Raw genomic sequence first — 15,016 nt, forward strand, 5'->3', positions numbered from 1 at the left:
CATAAATCAAGGCTTGCACCTTTTCTTGAACTAAGCTATCGAAATTCTTATTGCGGCAATATGGAGGCCCCGATGAAAAACCGGGACTGTATATTGCCTTGGGCTGTGAGGTGCTGTGGGGTTAGTGCAATAATTTCAATGCTTATTTCGACGAAAATCTGCCAGGCCGATAGCATGGTGCAAATAGCATGGCGCGTATTGCAGGGTGCGGTACTTTGTTTTTTAGCCCTTTCCCTTTCAGGGGAAAGGTGCCGATAGGCGGATAGGGGTTTAAGGCACTCGCTATACGGTCGTCATCCGATAGCTATTGGATCCCGCGCAGGCGGGAACCGGTATTGTTGTCTTTGAGGACTTTGCATCGCTGGGTTTTAAAGCTATGGGTGGGAACTCCCCTCCTTAAGGAAGGGTTGGGAGAGGTTTTGCCCCAGGCTCAGGCTTGCCTCGGCTCGCCGCCGCCGAGGGGGCTCTTACTTTTGGCTTGGCCCAAAAGTAACAAAAACCCAAGGCTCGGATCTGATGTCGGATAAATTCGTCAAAGCTTTTTTGGTCGCCAGCACAAGCCCCCGATGAAAAATCGGGGAGGGCGTGCTGCCTCGGGGCAGTGGTAGGTTGAAAGGAGGTGCAAAAGCTTTAACGTTTTCTCCTTCCATCATTTCCTAGGCCGAATAGCATGGCGCATATTGCAGGACGCAGTACTTTGTTTTTTAGCCTTTCCCTTTCAGGGGAAAGGTGCCGATAGGCGGATAGGGGTTAGGGGTTTAGCGGATCGGTGGGAACGCGATCAATAAAAAAAGCCGCAGATCTTTTAAATCTGCGGCTTTATGATGTGGCTCCCGGATGAACCAGGGAGGCTGATGTTTATTAGCATTAAGATCCCCGCATGCGCGAGGATGACGACAGTCGTTTAAATTAAGGCTTCTTGCCAATATTCACCCTGATATTTACTTCAAAATCGCCATCGGTGTAACCACTGATTGCGGAAGTTGCCGTGTTGTAATAAGCCATAAAATACAAGGTCGATTTGTAGTTCATGCCGAAACCAAATGTAGCGTTCTGGGTATTGTGGTACATGGCCATTACGTACAGTTTATCATTGGCAAAATTTGCATTTAAACCGGCATCCCATAGGTTATCGTAATTTTTAATGCCTCTAAAAACACCTTTGGGCTCGAGACTGATTCCGTTAATGCCCGATCCCAGCATAAATTTATAACTCACCGCCGAATAAAACGTGGGTTTGTCGGCAAAGTTTAAATCATCTTTTCTAAAAACGGAACGCATGTTCGGTACGGCACCCTCAACCGTTAATCCTTTCGAGGTATAAGAGATCCCGAAATCGCCATCTACATAATAACCCCTGTCGTTAAAACGGGCGATGGATGGGTCGTTAATGTCGCTGTTCCTTACACTGCTTAAATCCAGTTTATCCTGACTTGCGCCAAAAGAGATCCCAAAGTTTAATTTCTGATCGTCGCTGTTTAGCGGAAGGTGGTAAGCAAAGGTTCCAACGGCTTTGGTGCGTTGGATACCGCCCGATTTCTCGTTGTACACATTCACACCCCAGCCTACTTTGTTCACCTGCTGATCTAAGGTTACACTTTGTGTAATGGGGGCACCCGGAATGTTAGACCATTGTTTGCGGAAACTTCCGTTGATGTTAAAACCTTCGTTTATACCGGCCATTGAGGGGTTAACCAGGTAGCGGTTCTGGAAATATTGTGCATTTAACGGAAGGATCTGTGCTTTAACCGAACCTAAAAATAATGTGCCTGCAGCAAATAGAAACGTTACGCGACGCATTTGCTTTATGTTTTTTGTAATTGCTCTCATGTCTGTAATTAGTCTCTAATGATGTTGATAAAACCTTTGAATGTACCGATGCCACTACCCAAATCGATGATGTAATAATAGGTTCCTTCATTCAGCGGACTACCGTTTATGGTTCCGTCCCAATCGTTGGCATAGGTATGTTTGGTGTATAAAATCCGCCCGGCCTTATCGAATATCTTCAAGGTATTGTTTGGATAATAATCGATGTTTTTCACGATAAATTTATCGTTATAACCATCACCATTAGGCGTAACTACAGTACTGGCTTCGAGTTTATAATCGTCTATTACGGTAATGGCAATGCTTTGATCGCTCACACAACCACTTGCATTGCTTACAGTAACACGGTAAGTACCGCTCTGTTTCGGTCGGATGGTTAAGGCAGCAGTACTTTGTCCGCTAACGATATCCGAGCCTGTCCAGCTGTATTGTGTACCGCCGGTAGCCGTTAAAATGATGGCATCGCCTTTGGAAATCGATAAACCTTTGTTGCTGCTGATGGAAACCACTGGCAGGGCGTTTACCGTTACCGTAGCTGTTCCGCTTTGTGTTTGGGTCGCATAAGCATCGGTCACGCTTACTAAATTGTAGGTAAATGTACCTGTTAAATTGGTTGGTACACTAACCGTTGCAGTAGTTGAGCTTGTGCTTACCGTGCGGTTACTACCTCCATTAATGCTGTAAGTAAAGGTATAAGGTGCTGTACCAACCGAGCCTGTGAAAGTAATGTTTGGTGATGAACCGAAGTTACATACGGATGTATTACCTGCAATGGTGGCTACCGGTAAAGGACGAACCGTTACCGTGGTTGAAACATTTTGTGCTTGTGCACTAAAAGCATCGGCAATGTTGGTGATGGTGTAAACGAATGTGCCCACCACATTGGTTGGTGCCGTTACTGTTGCGGTATTGCCTGTTGCCTTTAACGTTTGGCTGCTGCCTCCATTGATGTTATAAGTAAATGTAAACGGTGCTGTACCTGCAGTAGCCCTAAAGGTAATTACCGGAGCAGTGGCGTTTTGTGGAACAGCAACACTGGCACTTAGTGCGGCAACCGGTTTGGGATTAATATGAAGATTGGCAGAATTGTAGTTGATGCTGTAATTGCTACTTAAAGCCAGCGTTCCCTGCTGAATGGCATAATCGCCTGCAGTTTCGCCCGCCACACGGCTTAATGCGCCTGTAAAAGCATCGGTACCAATTAATGCAGGACTGGAAACGTAGGTAAATGCAGGATCAGCTGTTCCTTCTAGCTTGGTTTTGGCATCTGCGGTTACCGTAATGGCTTTAGGTGCAATGGTTAATACCTGTTGTTTGGCAATTGCCGGGTTAAAGAAAGTATCGCCCGGTTGATTGGCCGTAATGGTTACGGTTCCTGCTTTTACAATGTGGATATCATTATTGCTAATGGTGGCAATATTGGTATCGCTACTGGTATAAGTAATGTTGATGGCGGTATTATCGCTGGTGGCTCCTGCAACTAAATCAGGATCGCCGTAAGTAGCAGTTCTTGTAGGCGCAAAGGTAATATTCTGGTCTTTTTTAACGGTAGCATCATCCCTGGTGTACCAGATGGGCGAGGTGATGATCCGGCTTCCGTCTGCTTCTACAATATCAGCATAATAATAGCCTGTGGCCAGGTTGGCCAGTGCATTATCGGTATAGGTTAAACTTGCGGTTGGACTGGTGGTTAATTCTACCGGGTTGGTACCGCTTCCAGGTGTTCCGTATAAAATTTTAATGCTGGTTACCGGACTTGTGGTAATCGAACTCACCGAGATCTGTGGCGCACCGGCTGTTTTAAATACACTGCCTACCGGTTGTTTGTTGATGGTGAAAACCACTTTGGCTGCCGAATCTTGTGATGCATAAAAACGCATCTTTTTAATGGCATCCAATAAATCGTTCTCGGTAAGGGCGGGAGCCAATACCACTAACCTGGCACGGGTGTGCTTACCAAAGGTTAAATTGTGGTTATCATGATCGATACTTGCACCAAGGTGATAACCCTTAGCCAGCATGCGGTTATAATAGCTTAAATAACTCATTGAGCTGGCGGGATCGGAATAGGTAACATTGGTTGAAAACGCAGGACCACTTTCTAGTGCCGCACCTACAATGGCGCTATCGGCGCTTAAATCATAAGTAGCCGAGATGTTGTTAAAATCGGTAGTATTAGGGTGAGCCAAAGTAGCTACGGCATTTAAACCATGGCGGTTAATGATCCTGAATAAACCCGCTGGCCCGGTATAAGTACTTTTAGGTACATAAATCTGGTTTTCGCCGGGCTCCCAGCCGATCAGTGAATCGATACCATACACAATTACGTGTCCGCCGCCACTGATTACACCCCATTCCATACCGTGCAAAGCAACGAAAGTTGAAGTGGTTGCATTTTTGGCAGCAATGATACCCGGTTGCCAGTTGGCCAATGACATGCCGGCCTGTGTATGGTTATGCTCTGATATTCCAAGGAAATCGAGGTTCATCGCCGTTTTGGCAAAAGCATAATCATCTTCTGGTTTTTTGGTTAAATCGTCTTTATTTCCATCAGAATAACTGCTGTGACTGTGTAAGTTACCATAATAGAAGTTGAGTTTGTTTACATCGAGGATACCGGTTTTAAAGTTTCCTAAAAGGGGCTGTGCGGTTAAATATAAAGGGCCACCGCTGCAGGCACTATTTACCGCATAAGTGAAAAAGTAATAATTGGTGTTCTGGGTTAAACCATTTCTGATAAATGAAGTGCCCGTTCCTCTTTTCACTACAATACCACCACCTAAAGCATCGCCTACATTATAAACCGTTTGGTTTACCGGTGCTGCGGTTAAGGTGCTGCTGGTACTCATCACCACCAGGTATTCATCAGCTGCGCTGGCGGCTGTAAAAGAAGCCTGGATAAAGTTATAGTTTGCAGAAGTAATGGTAAAACCTGTAGGCTGTGCCGTTGGGGTGGCACAGGGCAATAAGGTTTTAGTGCTTTGTGCTGCGGTTAAAATATTGGTGGTTAAATATTTCGGTCCGCCGGTACAAGAAAGGTTGTTTAACGGAACAATAAAATAGTTGTAAGTAGTAGAACTGTTTAGATTGTTATCGGTAAAGGTATTGTTTACAATTTTGTTAATTACCGTACCCCCACCAAAAGCAGAACCAATGGCATAAGCAGTACCATCAACCGGAAGCGCACTCAAAGTGGCATTTAAACTTCTGATGATCAGGTATTCGTTGGCATCGGCCGATTTAGTGAAAGCAGCGGTGATACTGCCTGTAGTTACGGCACTGAAGGTTAATGCTGTTGCCGGACTGGTTGGCGCGGCGCAGGCAGGTAAGTTAGGTGGGAAATGTACACCCAATCTATTGGCATCGTCGTCATCAATGGCATTTTGAACGGTAGCCAGTGGTGTTCTGGTCCAATCGTCGTCTACGTAAGTAGGACTAGGTGCGGTTACATTCAAACTTCTTACATAAGAAACATCTTTGGCGTTAACTCCCTGACCGAAAGCATCTATAATGTTGTTATTGGCATCTAAAAGTGCCACACCATCGTTACCGTTAAAGTTGATTACGGTATTGCTGTTTAATATGGCACTGGAAGTACTTAGGTAGGGTACTTCGGTATTGCTGTTGCCCGTATTGCCCAAAAGTACGGAGCCATGAGCCGGAATGGTAAAGTTTAAATTTACCGTTTGCGAAGGTGTGCCAGTGATGTTGATGTTACCTGCATCGCCCGAAATATTGTATAAAGCCAATTTTAACTGTGGTGATGCAGTATTGATCGGAGCGTTGCTCAGGTTGGTTAGTTCGATCCATTTGTTTACAGAAGTGCCTTCGTAATATTGACTGATGATTACGGGTGCGCTTACCAGAGGAGGATTAGCAGTGGTGGCATCTACCGCGGCAACTGTAGTTTGTAAATTGCCAGCGGCATCTTGTGCCACTACATATAAGGTATAACCAGTACCGATTGTTAAACCTGTAATGGATGCACTGGCATCGGTGTTAGCCGTGTTGGCAAATGATCCCGATTTTAAAGCTGCAGATCCGGTTCCATCCTGAGCAGCTTTCACCTGTGCAGGTGTTGGCGAAGTACCTCCCGAAAGGGCCAAAACATAATAAGTGGTACCGGCTTCGTTAATGTTGTTTATAAAATCGACTGAGGTAGTGGTAACCGTTGTGGTTTTGGGGAAAGTGGCTGCCGTTACCGGTGGGGTAACATCTGCCAAACCCAGTGTTGTTACATTTAGGAGTGTAACTGAAGTTTGTAAATTAGGCGTGCTGGCACCATCTTCTGCCACCACGTACACAGCATAATTTGTAGTTGCAGTTAATCCGGTAATGGATGTACTAACATCTGTATTAGCTGCATTGGTCAAAGCGCCAGATTTAATTGCTGCGGTACCACTTCCGTTTAATCCAGCTTTTACCTGTGCCGGTGTTGGTGTTGGGCTGCCTGATGCGGTAACAACGTAATAAGTTTTACCCGGCTCATCGATATTATGGGTAAGGCTAAAAGAGGTTGAGGTAATATTTGATGTTTTTGGGTATGAGGCTGTATTTACAGGAGGGGTATTGTCGGTACCAGAAACTGCAGATCCGGAAATAACGACATCATCTATACTAAACGTACCTCCGGCAGCTTCGGCATTGTAACCATAAAAACGGAAAGTAGTTGCTGTAGAAATGCTGGTAAAGCCTGTTAAGGTAATGGTACTGCCAACCTCGGCAGTTGTTGCCGCATCCAGGACCTGAAATATGTTTCCTGATACAACCTGAAGATCTGTATTGGCGGGCGATACAGTGGCTTGTAAGTTAGCCGCATAGCTGTCTTTACTCGATCGTACACTGTATTGCCTGATTCCTGTTCCTGAACGTTGCAGGGTGAATTTAATCCCCGTAATGTTTAAGGTGTAACCTGCAACAGGTGTAATGGTTACTTCGTAATACTTGGTTAAATCTATTGTGCCGGTAAAAACATCACTGGCATTGGTTGCCCCTGTAGGCTGACTGGTGAAAGAAAACCTTCCTCCTGCGTTAGGGTTTGCAGAAACAGCCCCGTTAGCCGTAAAAGAACCAAAAGTAACTCCGGTTGCAGTTGGAACCGGGGTAGGGTCCGTTTTACCGGTAGTGGTAGAAACGCTACCGAAATTGTAGGTTCCGTTAAAACTTTGGGCAAACAACGAAGTTGCCAAAAGCATTGTAGAACATAGTAGTAAAAGTTTTTTCATATAAGTTTTTTAGGGATATGAAATGATGAATTAATCTTTTTGAATAAGTTAGCGGAGCGGATTAAGCATAATTGCTTTATTTTTCGGGAACGGTCCCGCGAAGATTGGAATGATTAGGAGTAGCGTTTTGCCATACAGAATAATAAGGATTGTAATTAGAAGATTTTTGATCATTCAGCGCAAACCATCATTACTAAAGGGAAATGCCTATAGCAATTGTGCGAAAATCATTTGCTGACAACGATTTTTTTAGCAAGAAAGCTTTATTGGAGTAATTGTAGCGCCATATAGAATGATTAGGTTACGAAAATAAGCGTAGAATATTAATTCAGTATTAGAATGAGGTTAATTTTAGTTGTTTGTTTTGTTAAAAGCTTGTGGAGTACGGCATTAAAATATAAATTTATATATTTCTTTGGTATTTAGGTTGGATGTTGATAAATTTTAGGCGAGGAGGAGAGCTGGGGCGTCATCTTGACCGTAGTTTAGAGATCTTTGTGCTTTCCATAAACACATTTCGTCATTCCCGCACAGGCGGGAACCTTAAAGCGGTCGCTATTCTTTGTCTTAGGCTCGGGCTTGCCTCGGCTCACCGCTATAATACGGTCGTCATTCCCGCGCAGACGGGAACCTTAAAGCGGTCGCTATTCTTTGCCTTAGGCTCGGGCTTGCCTTAGGCTCGGGCTTGCCTCGGCTCGCCGCCGCCGAAGGGGCTCTTTCTTTTGGCTTGGCCCAAAAGAAACAAACCTGAGCGCAGCGAAAGCATGCCTGCCTTAAAAAAACAACAACAAACAAGGCATAACTGAAAGGCTTGGAACTGATGTCGGATAAATTCGTTAAAGCTTTTTTAGTTGCCAGCACAAGCCCCCGATGAAAAATCGGGGAGGGCGTGCTGCCTCTGGATAGTGGTAGGTTGAAAGGAGGTGCAAAAGCTTTAACGTCCTGAGCGTAGTCGAAGGATCTCCCTCCATCATTTCCTAGGCCGGATAGCAGTGAGCAGATCGCATGGAGCGTATTGCAGGGTGCAGTAATTTGTTTTTTAGTCCTTTCCCTTTCAGGGGAAAGGTGCCGATAGGCGTATAGGGGTTTAAGGCGCTGGCTATAATACGGTGATCATTCTACTACAACAATAAATCCGTCATTGCGATGAGGCTTTTGCAGCCGAGGAAGCAATCTTCCTACTATGGGTTATCTGCGATTGATACGGCGGTTACTCCATCGTTTTTGCTTCTAATAATTTTCTGTCATCCTGAGGCACGAAGGATCTTTTGCCGACAGATTCTTCACTGCGTTCAGAATGACAATTGTAGGTCTTGCCCCAGGCTTATGCTTGCCTCGGTTAGCCACCGAAGGGCTTTTACTTTTTCCTTGATGAAAAAGTAACAAAAAATCAAGGCTCGCATCCGTTTTTTATGTGATTATATTGTTTTTATAGGTATAAAAGATTGCTGCGCAATTCTTGTAAAAACCTACGGAAATCTTAATTGCGGCAGTATCGAGGCTCTTGCCTTGGCTTACTCCATCGCACCCGCTTGATCCTGCCTTGGGCTGTGGGGAACGGAGGGAAGAGCACAGATTTCCGTGCTTTTTCCTGCGAAAATCTGCCAGGCCGGATAGCATGGTACAGATCGCATGGAGCGTATTGCAGGGTGCAGTAATTTGTTTTTTAGCCCTTTCCCTTTCAGGGGAAAGGTGCCGATAGGCGGATAGGGGTTTATGGGGCATGTTCTAGGTATCCCTAGATTGATCCTTTTGAAACTGTGAGGGGAACTCCCCTCCTTCAGGAGGGGTTGGGGGAGGTTTTGACCGGTCGCTACAAATACTCCTCAATATTTCCTTTACCCTCACGGATCACTTCGAACTCGCCTGTTGTACAATCGATTACGGTAGAGGCTTCATTGTCGCCAAAGCCGCCATCAATGACCAGATCAACCAGGTCTTCATATTTTTCGTGGATCAATTCCGGGTCGGTAGAATATTCGATTACATCATCGTCATCCTTTATCGAAGTAGACAGGATAGGATTACCCAGTTCTTTTACAATACAACGGGCAATGTTGTTATCGGGCACACGGATACCCACCGTTTTTTTATTGGAACTTAGTAATTTAGGTACATTGTTATTGGCATTAAAAATAAAGGTAAAAGGACCCGGTAGTGCTTTTTTTAACACCCTGAACGTGGTATTGTCAATCGGTTTAATGTAATCGGAAATATGCTTTAAATCGTGACAGATGAAAGAGAAATTGGCCTTTTCGGGTTTGATGCCGCGTATTCTGCAAATTTTTTCGATGGCTTTCGGATTGGTAATGTCGCAGCCCAAACCATAAATGGTATCGGTTGGATAGATAATTAAACCACCTTTCTTCAACACTTCAACAACTTGTTCAATGGCTCTTTCGTTTGGGTTTTCTGGATAGATCTTAATAAGCATAGCGTAAAAATAACAAATTAATACGTTTGTTGTTTAAATAACATTAATCATAAACATTCTAAATATGTACAAATAATTGTACAGTTTTTTTATTATCTTTAATTTTGAAGATTATTAACAGTAACATGGAAATCACAAATTATACCTCATTCAGGCAAAGTTTAAAGTCTTATTTAGATAAGGTTTTTACGAACCATACCCCCTTATTTGTTACCCGGGCAAAAGGAGAAGATGTTGTTGTGCTATCTAAAGCAGATTATGACAGTATGCAGGAAACTTTTTATTTGTTAAAAAGCCCAAAAAATGCAATCAGACTTGAGCAGGGACTAAAAGATTATGAGAATGGTTTGGCCAAGGAGCAAGACTTAATCGATAATGATTAAATTGTTTCTCGGTGGTGCATGGGAGGATTATCTCTATTGGCAATCGGTTGATAAATCGGTTCTGAAGAAAATAAATGCTTTGATAAAAGAAATCGAACGCACACCTTTTGAAGGTACCGGAAAACCTGAACCACTAAAACATCAATATTCTGGATGGTGGTCGAGGAGGATTAATTTAGAACATAGACTTGTTTACAAAGTAGAAGATAACAAAATTATCCTCCTACAGTGCAGGTATCATACTTAACAATAACAACATGAGAAAAGCTTTTGTCGCAATTGCAGCATTTTTAATTGCCTTAACCATTATGCTGGGCCTTTACCATCCTTTTTTATGGTGGACATTCATCTTCACCGGTCCTTTTGTAATCCTTGGTATTTACGATTTATATCAGCCCAAGCATAGTATTGTAAGGAACTACCCGGTTTTTGGCCGTTTAAGGTATTTTATGGAAGAACTGAGGCCGAAAGTTTACCAGTATTTTGTAGAGAGCGATACAAACGGTACACCTTATAGCAGGCTAAACCGCTCATTAATCTATCAACGCGCTAAAAAAGATAACGATACCATTCCATTCGGAACGCAGTTAAATGTTTACGATAACGGTTACGAATGGTTAAGCCATAGTATTGCAGCCATTTCTCACCACGAATTAAATTTAGATCCGCGTGTTATGGTTGGTGGCCCGGATTGCAAGAAACCTTACTCTGCGAGTATTTATAATATATCGGCCATGAGTTTTGGCTCCTTAAGTCAGAATGCCATTCTGGCTTTAAACGGTGGCGCTAAAATGGGCAATTTTGCACACAATACCGGCGAAGGTGGAATCAGCGATTATCACCGTCAGCCAGGTGGCGATTTAATCTGGCAGATTGGTACCGGTTATTTCGGTTGCCGCAATGCCGACGGTACCTTTAATTACGATGCTTACGCCGAAAGGGCAAAAACAGACCAGGTAAAAATGATCGAGATTAAACTTTCTCAGGGCGCTAAACCTGGTCACGGTGGCATGTTGCCCGCCAAAAAGGTAACGCCAGAGGTAGCCAGGATCCGTTTAGTGCCCGAAGGTAAAGATGTATTGTCGCCACCTGCACACTCGGCATTTAATACGCCGATCGGTTTATTGGAATTTGTGAAGAAACTTCGCGATTTATCGGAAGGTAAACCCGTAGGATTTAAACTTTGTATCGGTCGTAAAAGCGAATTTTACGCCATTTGTAAAGCCATGGTAGAAACCGGTATTTATCCTGATTTTATTACCGTTGATGGTGGCGAAGGCGGAACAGGTGCTGCCCCACAGGAATTTTCGAATTCGGTAGGTATGCCTTTGCGCGAAGGTGTAGCTTTTGTATACGATGTTTTGAATGGTTTTGATCTGAAAAAACACATTAAAATTATCGCCTCGGGTAAAGTGGCAACAGGTTTCGATCTGGTTAAAAATATTGCCCTTGGTGCCGATATGTGTAATGCTGCCCGCGGAATGATGTTCGCTTTGGGCTGTATTCAGGCTTTAGAATGTAACAGCAATACCTGTCCAACAGGTGTTGCTACACAAGATCAGAGTTTAATGAAAGGCCTTGTGGTAGAAGATAAAACCGTTCGTGTTAAAAACTTCCATAACTTAACTGTGGCTAGTGCGGTAGAGTTATTGGGGGCTGCGGGTTTAAGAGAAACGCATCAGTTAAGCAGGGCATATATCAATAGGCGGGTGAGTCCGAGTGTAATGCAGAGTTATTTAGAGAGTTTTCCGTATATCCCTGCAGGCAGTTTGTTAAAAACACCTTACCCAACACGTTACGAGCTGGGTATGGCGCTGAGCACTTCGGCCAGTTTTGCCCCAACCGATTATAAGGTTTCGGCGGTAGATTATGCACATGCCAATCCGTATGGAGATAGTATGCATGATGATGGACGATAAATTTGCGGATGACTTCCGAAGTTTAAAAAGGGACCGAGCGTAGGCAGAACTTCATAAGTCTAGCATATGGCAAAACTCATTAGTTTTTTTGGAAAGCATGGGCAGTGGTGTTTAGGTTTGTTCAGTCCTGCTTTTTGCTTCTGCCGATGAAAAATCGGCATCCGCGTCAATCAGGTTTAGGTGGCCAGAAATAGGGAGATTATGAATGTGCAATATAGCATGATAGATACTGAAACAAGTTCAGTATGACGGACCCGCTCTCTCGATCGTCACCCTGAGTTTAGCTCAGGGTCTTAATAACGAAAATAGCGGGATAGATACTGAAACAAGTTCAGTATGACGAAATGCCCTGAAACAAGTTCAGTATGACGGACCCGCTCTCTCGATCGTCACCCTGAGTTTAGCTCAGGGTCTTAATAACAAAAATAGCGGGATAGATACTGAAACAAGTTCAGTATGACGAAATGCCCTGAAACAAGTTCAGTATGATGGACCTGTTCCCTCGCATTGCAAATCGAAATAATTTTATAGATAAAAAAAGGAGTCAAGTTTTAAAACCTGACTCCTTTGATAATGGGTTATTTGTTTTCCCTAAACCCTAAACCCTAAACCCTAAACCCTAAACCCTAAATCCTGTTAAAATTCTGCGTTTTTCGGGAACCTTGGGAAAGCAATTACATCGCGGATGTTGGTCATTCCGGTTACGAACAATACTAAACGTTCGAAACCTAAACCAAAACCCGAGTGCGGAGCTGATCCAAAGCGGCGGGTATCTAAATACCACCAAAGTTCTTCCTGTGGAATGTTTAAATCTTCCATGCGTTTAGTTAAACGGTCTAAACGTTCCTCACGCTGCGATCCGCCAATCATTTCGCCAATGCCCGGGAATAAAATGTCCATCGCTGCAACAGTTTGTCTGCCTTCGGCATCTGGCTCATTCTGGCGCATGTAGAACGATTTAATATCGGCAGGGTAATCTGTTAAGATTACCGGTTTTTTAAAGTGTTTTTCTACCAGGTAACGTTCGTGCTCACTTTGTAAATCGGCACCCCATTCATCAATCAGGTATTTAAATTGTTTCTTCTGGTTTGGTTTAGAAGATTTTAAAATCCTGATCGCCTCCGTATAAGTTAAACGTTCAAACTCGTTGGCTAAACAGAAATCGAGTTTTTCTAACAAGCTAAATTCGCTGCGCTCGTTCTGTGGTTTTTGTTTATCCTCTTCGGCCAAACGGGTGTTTAAGAATTCTAATTCATCTTTGCAGTTGTCTAAAGCATATTTAATCACATACTTCATCATATCTTCTGCAAGCTGCATGTTATCTTCTAAATCGGCAAAGGCAACTTCTGGCTCAATCATCCAAAACTCTGCCAGGTGGCGTGTGGTATTCGAGTTTTCTGCCCTAAACGTAGGTCCGAAAGTATAAATCTGTCCGAAAGCCATTGCCGCTAACTCACCTTCCAACTGACCAGATACGGTTAAGTTGGTTGCTCGGGCAAAGAAATCCTGCGAGAAATCTACCTTGCCATCATCTGTACGTGGTGTATTGTCGAAATCTAAAGTGGTTACCTTAAACATTTCGCCGGCACCTTCTGCATCACTTGCGGTAATTACAGGTGTGTGCATGTACACAAAACCACGTTCGTTGTAGAATTGGTGAATGGCAAAGGCCAAAGCATGACGTACTTTAAAAACGGCATTAAAAGTATTGGTACGGAAACGCAGGTGTGCAATTTCGCGCAAAAACTCTAAACTGTGTTTTTTTGGTTGCAATGGGAATTTTTCAGGATCGCTATCACCCAAAATTTCTACAGTTGTTGCCTTAATCTCAACAGTTTGACCTTTACCTAAAGATTCGATCAGCTTACCTGTTGCAGAAATGGCCGCACCGGTAGTGATTCTTTTTAACAGCTCATCAGGTAAATTATTAAAATCGATCACCACCTGGATATTGCTCATGCAAGACCCGTCATTTAATGCAATAAACTGATTATTACGGAAAGTTCTAACCCATCCCATAACCGTTACCTCTGTGTCAAATGCTGTCGACTTTAATAAATCTTTAATTTGCTGTCTCTTAATCATATTGTTATTTGTAAAAGGCGCAAATTTAGAAAAAAAAACGTATCAGTTGGCAGTTTTCGGTATACAGTTTTTAGTTTTTTAGCATGAGGCAATTGAACCGTTAACTGCAAACTGAAAACTGCCTACTGTTGTTGCTGCTGCATCGCTTCCATATATTGCTGATAGCTGTTTTGTGTTCTTGCGGTGGTTATTGTTCCGGATGGTTTAGTGTAATTCACTTCTTTTGGCTGAAAATAAGTTTCGTGATCATTAAAGTCTTCATCATTATAACCTACTGATACGTTAACTTCCATAATATGTTCGAAACCACCTTTGTAAACCCCTTTTACTGGTGAGCAATCGGCAAAATTTCGGCCTACTGCCAGGCGCACATGGTTTTCATTAGCAATGCAGTTATTGGTGGGGTCTAAACCCAGCCAGCCATATTCTGGTAAATAGGCCTCGGCCCAGGCGTGCGTGGCGCCTTCACCCCGCATACCATCTCTATTTGGGCAGATATAACCGCTCACATATCTGGCAGGAATCCCGGTTAAACGCAACATGGCCGTTAATACATGGGCAAAATCCTGACAAACACCTGCCCTAAGTTTTAAAATTTCATCTATGGTGGTGTCAACTGCTGTTACCCCTTTAATGTATTCGAAATTATTGAAAACATCGGCACAGTATTTTATCGCGGTTTGATAGGGTGTATCTTCAGTATCTTTAATCTTCAGTGCTGTTTCTTTCAGTTGGCTAATGCCCTCGAAACTTTCTTGTCGTAAGTAATCGATATATGGCACTTCGAATTTTAGTGCGCTCAAACTGTTCCATTGCTCGCTGCTAAACATATCGTCTTGCGGCAATGGCTTCGGGAAGGTTTCTACACTCACTTTAGAAAAAATTTTCAGCTGGGTATGTGGCTCATTTTGAGTAAATGTGCCTACTTCATTGCCATAATAATCGATAAAGATTTCAATTTCCGGGCTTCCGGAGATATTCAGGTCGTGTTTAACCACCTTTTGAAAATCATCCTTGATCGGAAATAATATAATCTGATTTGCACTGTCCCGAACAGGCAATTCGTATTTGTAATTGGTGATATGTTTGATTTTGAAAATTGGCATATTGGTTTTTATTATTATAGGTTACCACAGATAA

8 protein-coding genes are annotated in these 15,016 nt (G+C 43.3%); 3 read left to right on the plus strand and 5 right to left on the minus strand.

The window, feature by feature from the left end; all coding sequences use genetic code 11:
- Positions 1-909: 909 nt before the first annotated feature.
- The 3 genes from AC1RJ8_RS16440 to AC1RJ8_RS16450 form a co-directional block, all read right to left on the minus strand.
- Positions 910-1,800 (minus strand): PorP/SprF family type IX secretion system membrane protein, encoded by an 891-nt coding sequence (locus tag AC1RJ8_RS16440; RefSeq protein WP_492954935.1) that lies wholly within the window; start codon positions 1,798-1,800, stop codon positions 910-912.
- 38 nt (positions 1,801-1,838) lie between these two features.
- Complete coding sequence (locus tag AC1RJ8_RS16445) at positions 1,839-7,055, minus strand: CehA/McbA family metallohydrolase (protein WP_492954936.1); 5,217 nt, start codon at positions 7,053-7,055, stop codon at positions 1,839-1,841.
- 1,813 nt (positions 7,056-8,868) lie between these two features.
- Positions 8,869-9,489: an L-threonylcarbamoyladenylate synthase gene (locus AC1RJ8_RS16450; RefSeq protein ID WP_167293758.1), complete on the minus strand. Its 621-nt coding sequence runs from the start codon at positions 9,487-9,489 to the stop codon at positions 8,869-8,871.
- A 125-nt stretch (positions 9,490-9,614) separates the two neighbouring features.
- On the opposite strand from AC1RJ8_RS16450, the gene AC1RJ8_RS16455 reads away from it, so the two are divergent.
- The 3 genes from AC1RJ8_RS16455 to AC1RJ8_RS16465 are packed head-to-tail and all read left to right on the plus strand — an operon-like array spanning position 9,615 to position 11,791.
- Positions 9,615-9,872 (plus strand): type II toxin-antitoxin system Phd/YefM family antitoxin, encoded by a 258-nt coding sequence (locus AC1RJ8_RS16455; protein WP_412468217.1) that lies wholly within the window; start codon positions 9,615-9,617, stop codon positions 9,870-9,872.
- Complete coding sequence (locus tag AC1RJ8_RS16460; protein ID WP_492954937.1) at positions 9,865-10,119, plus strand: Txe/YoeB family addiction module toxin; 255 nt, start codon at positions 9,865-9,867, stop codon at positions 10,117-10,119. The genes AC1RJ8_RS16455 and AC1RJ8_RS16460 overlap by 8 nt, the downstream gene beginning before the upstream one ends.
- Positions 10,120-10,129: 10 nt before the next feature.
- Positions 10,130-11,791: an FMN-binding glutamate synthase family protein gene (locus tag AC1RJ8_RS16465; RefSeq protein ID WP_492954938.1), complete on the plus strand. Its 1,662-nt coding sequence runs from the start codon at positions 10,130-10,132 to the stop codon at positions 11,789-11,791.
- Between the two features lie 636 nt (positions 11,792-12,427).
- Here AC1RJ8_RS16465 and asnS read toward each other — a convergent pair.
- Positions 12,428-13,876, minus strand: a complete 1,449-nt coding sequence (asnS, locus tag AC1RJ8_RS16470) for an asparagine--tRNA ligase (protein ID WP_029275819.1) — start codon at positions 13,874-13,876, stop codon at positions 12,428-12,430.
- Between the two features lie 122 nt (positions 13,877-13,998).
- Positions 13,999-14,982 carry a transglutaminase family protein gene (locus tag AC1RJ8_RS16475; protein WP_492954939.1) on the minus strand — a complete coding sequence of 328 codons (984 nt, stop codon included), beginning with the start codon at positions 14,980-14,982 and terminating at the stop codon, positions 13,999-14,001.
- Positions 14,983-15,016 lie beyond the last annotated feature (34 nt).

This window comes from Pedobacter sp. GW822-FHT03F06 (assembly GCF_058801365.1).

Excerpts from the sequence above, each read along its gene's own strand:
- asnS (WP_029275819.1), bottom strand. The coding sequence starts at position 13,876 with ATGATTAAGAGACAGCAAATTAAAGATTTATTAAAGTCGACAGCATTT.
- AC1RJ8_RS16440 (WP_492954935.1), bottom strand. The coding sequence starts at position 1,800 with ATGCGTCGCGTAACGTTTCTATTTGCTGCAGGCACATTATTTTTAGGT.
- AC1RJ8_RS16450 (WP_167293758.1), bottom strand. The coding sequence starts at position 9,489 with ATGCTTATTAAGATCTATCCAGAAAACCCAAACGAAAGAGCCATTGAA.
- AC1RJ8_RS16445 (WP_492954936.1), bottom strand. The coding sequence starts at position 7,055 with ATGAAAAAACTTTTACTACTATGTTCTACAATGCTTTTGGCAACTTCG.
- AC1RJ8_RS16455 (WP_412468217.1), top strand. The coding sequence starts at position 9,615 with ATGGAAATCACAAATTATACCTCATTCAGGCAAAGTTTAAAGTCTTAT.
- AC1RJ8_RS16460 (WP_492954937.1), top strand. The coding sequence starts at position 9,865 with ATGATTAAATTGTTTCTCGGTGGTGCATGGGAGGATTATCTCTATTGG.
- AC1RJ8_RS16475 (WP_492954939.1), bottom strand. The coding sequence starts at position 14,982 with ATGCCAATTTTCAAAATCAAACATATCACCAATTACAAATACGAATTG.
- AC1RJ8_RS16465 (WP_492954938.1), top strand. The coding sequence starts at position 10,130 with ATGAGAAAAGCTTTTGTCGCAATTGCAGCATTTTTAATTGCCTTAACC.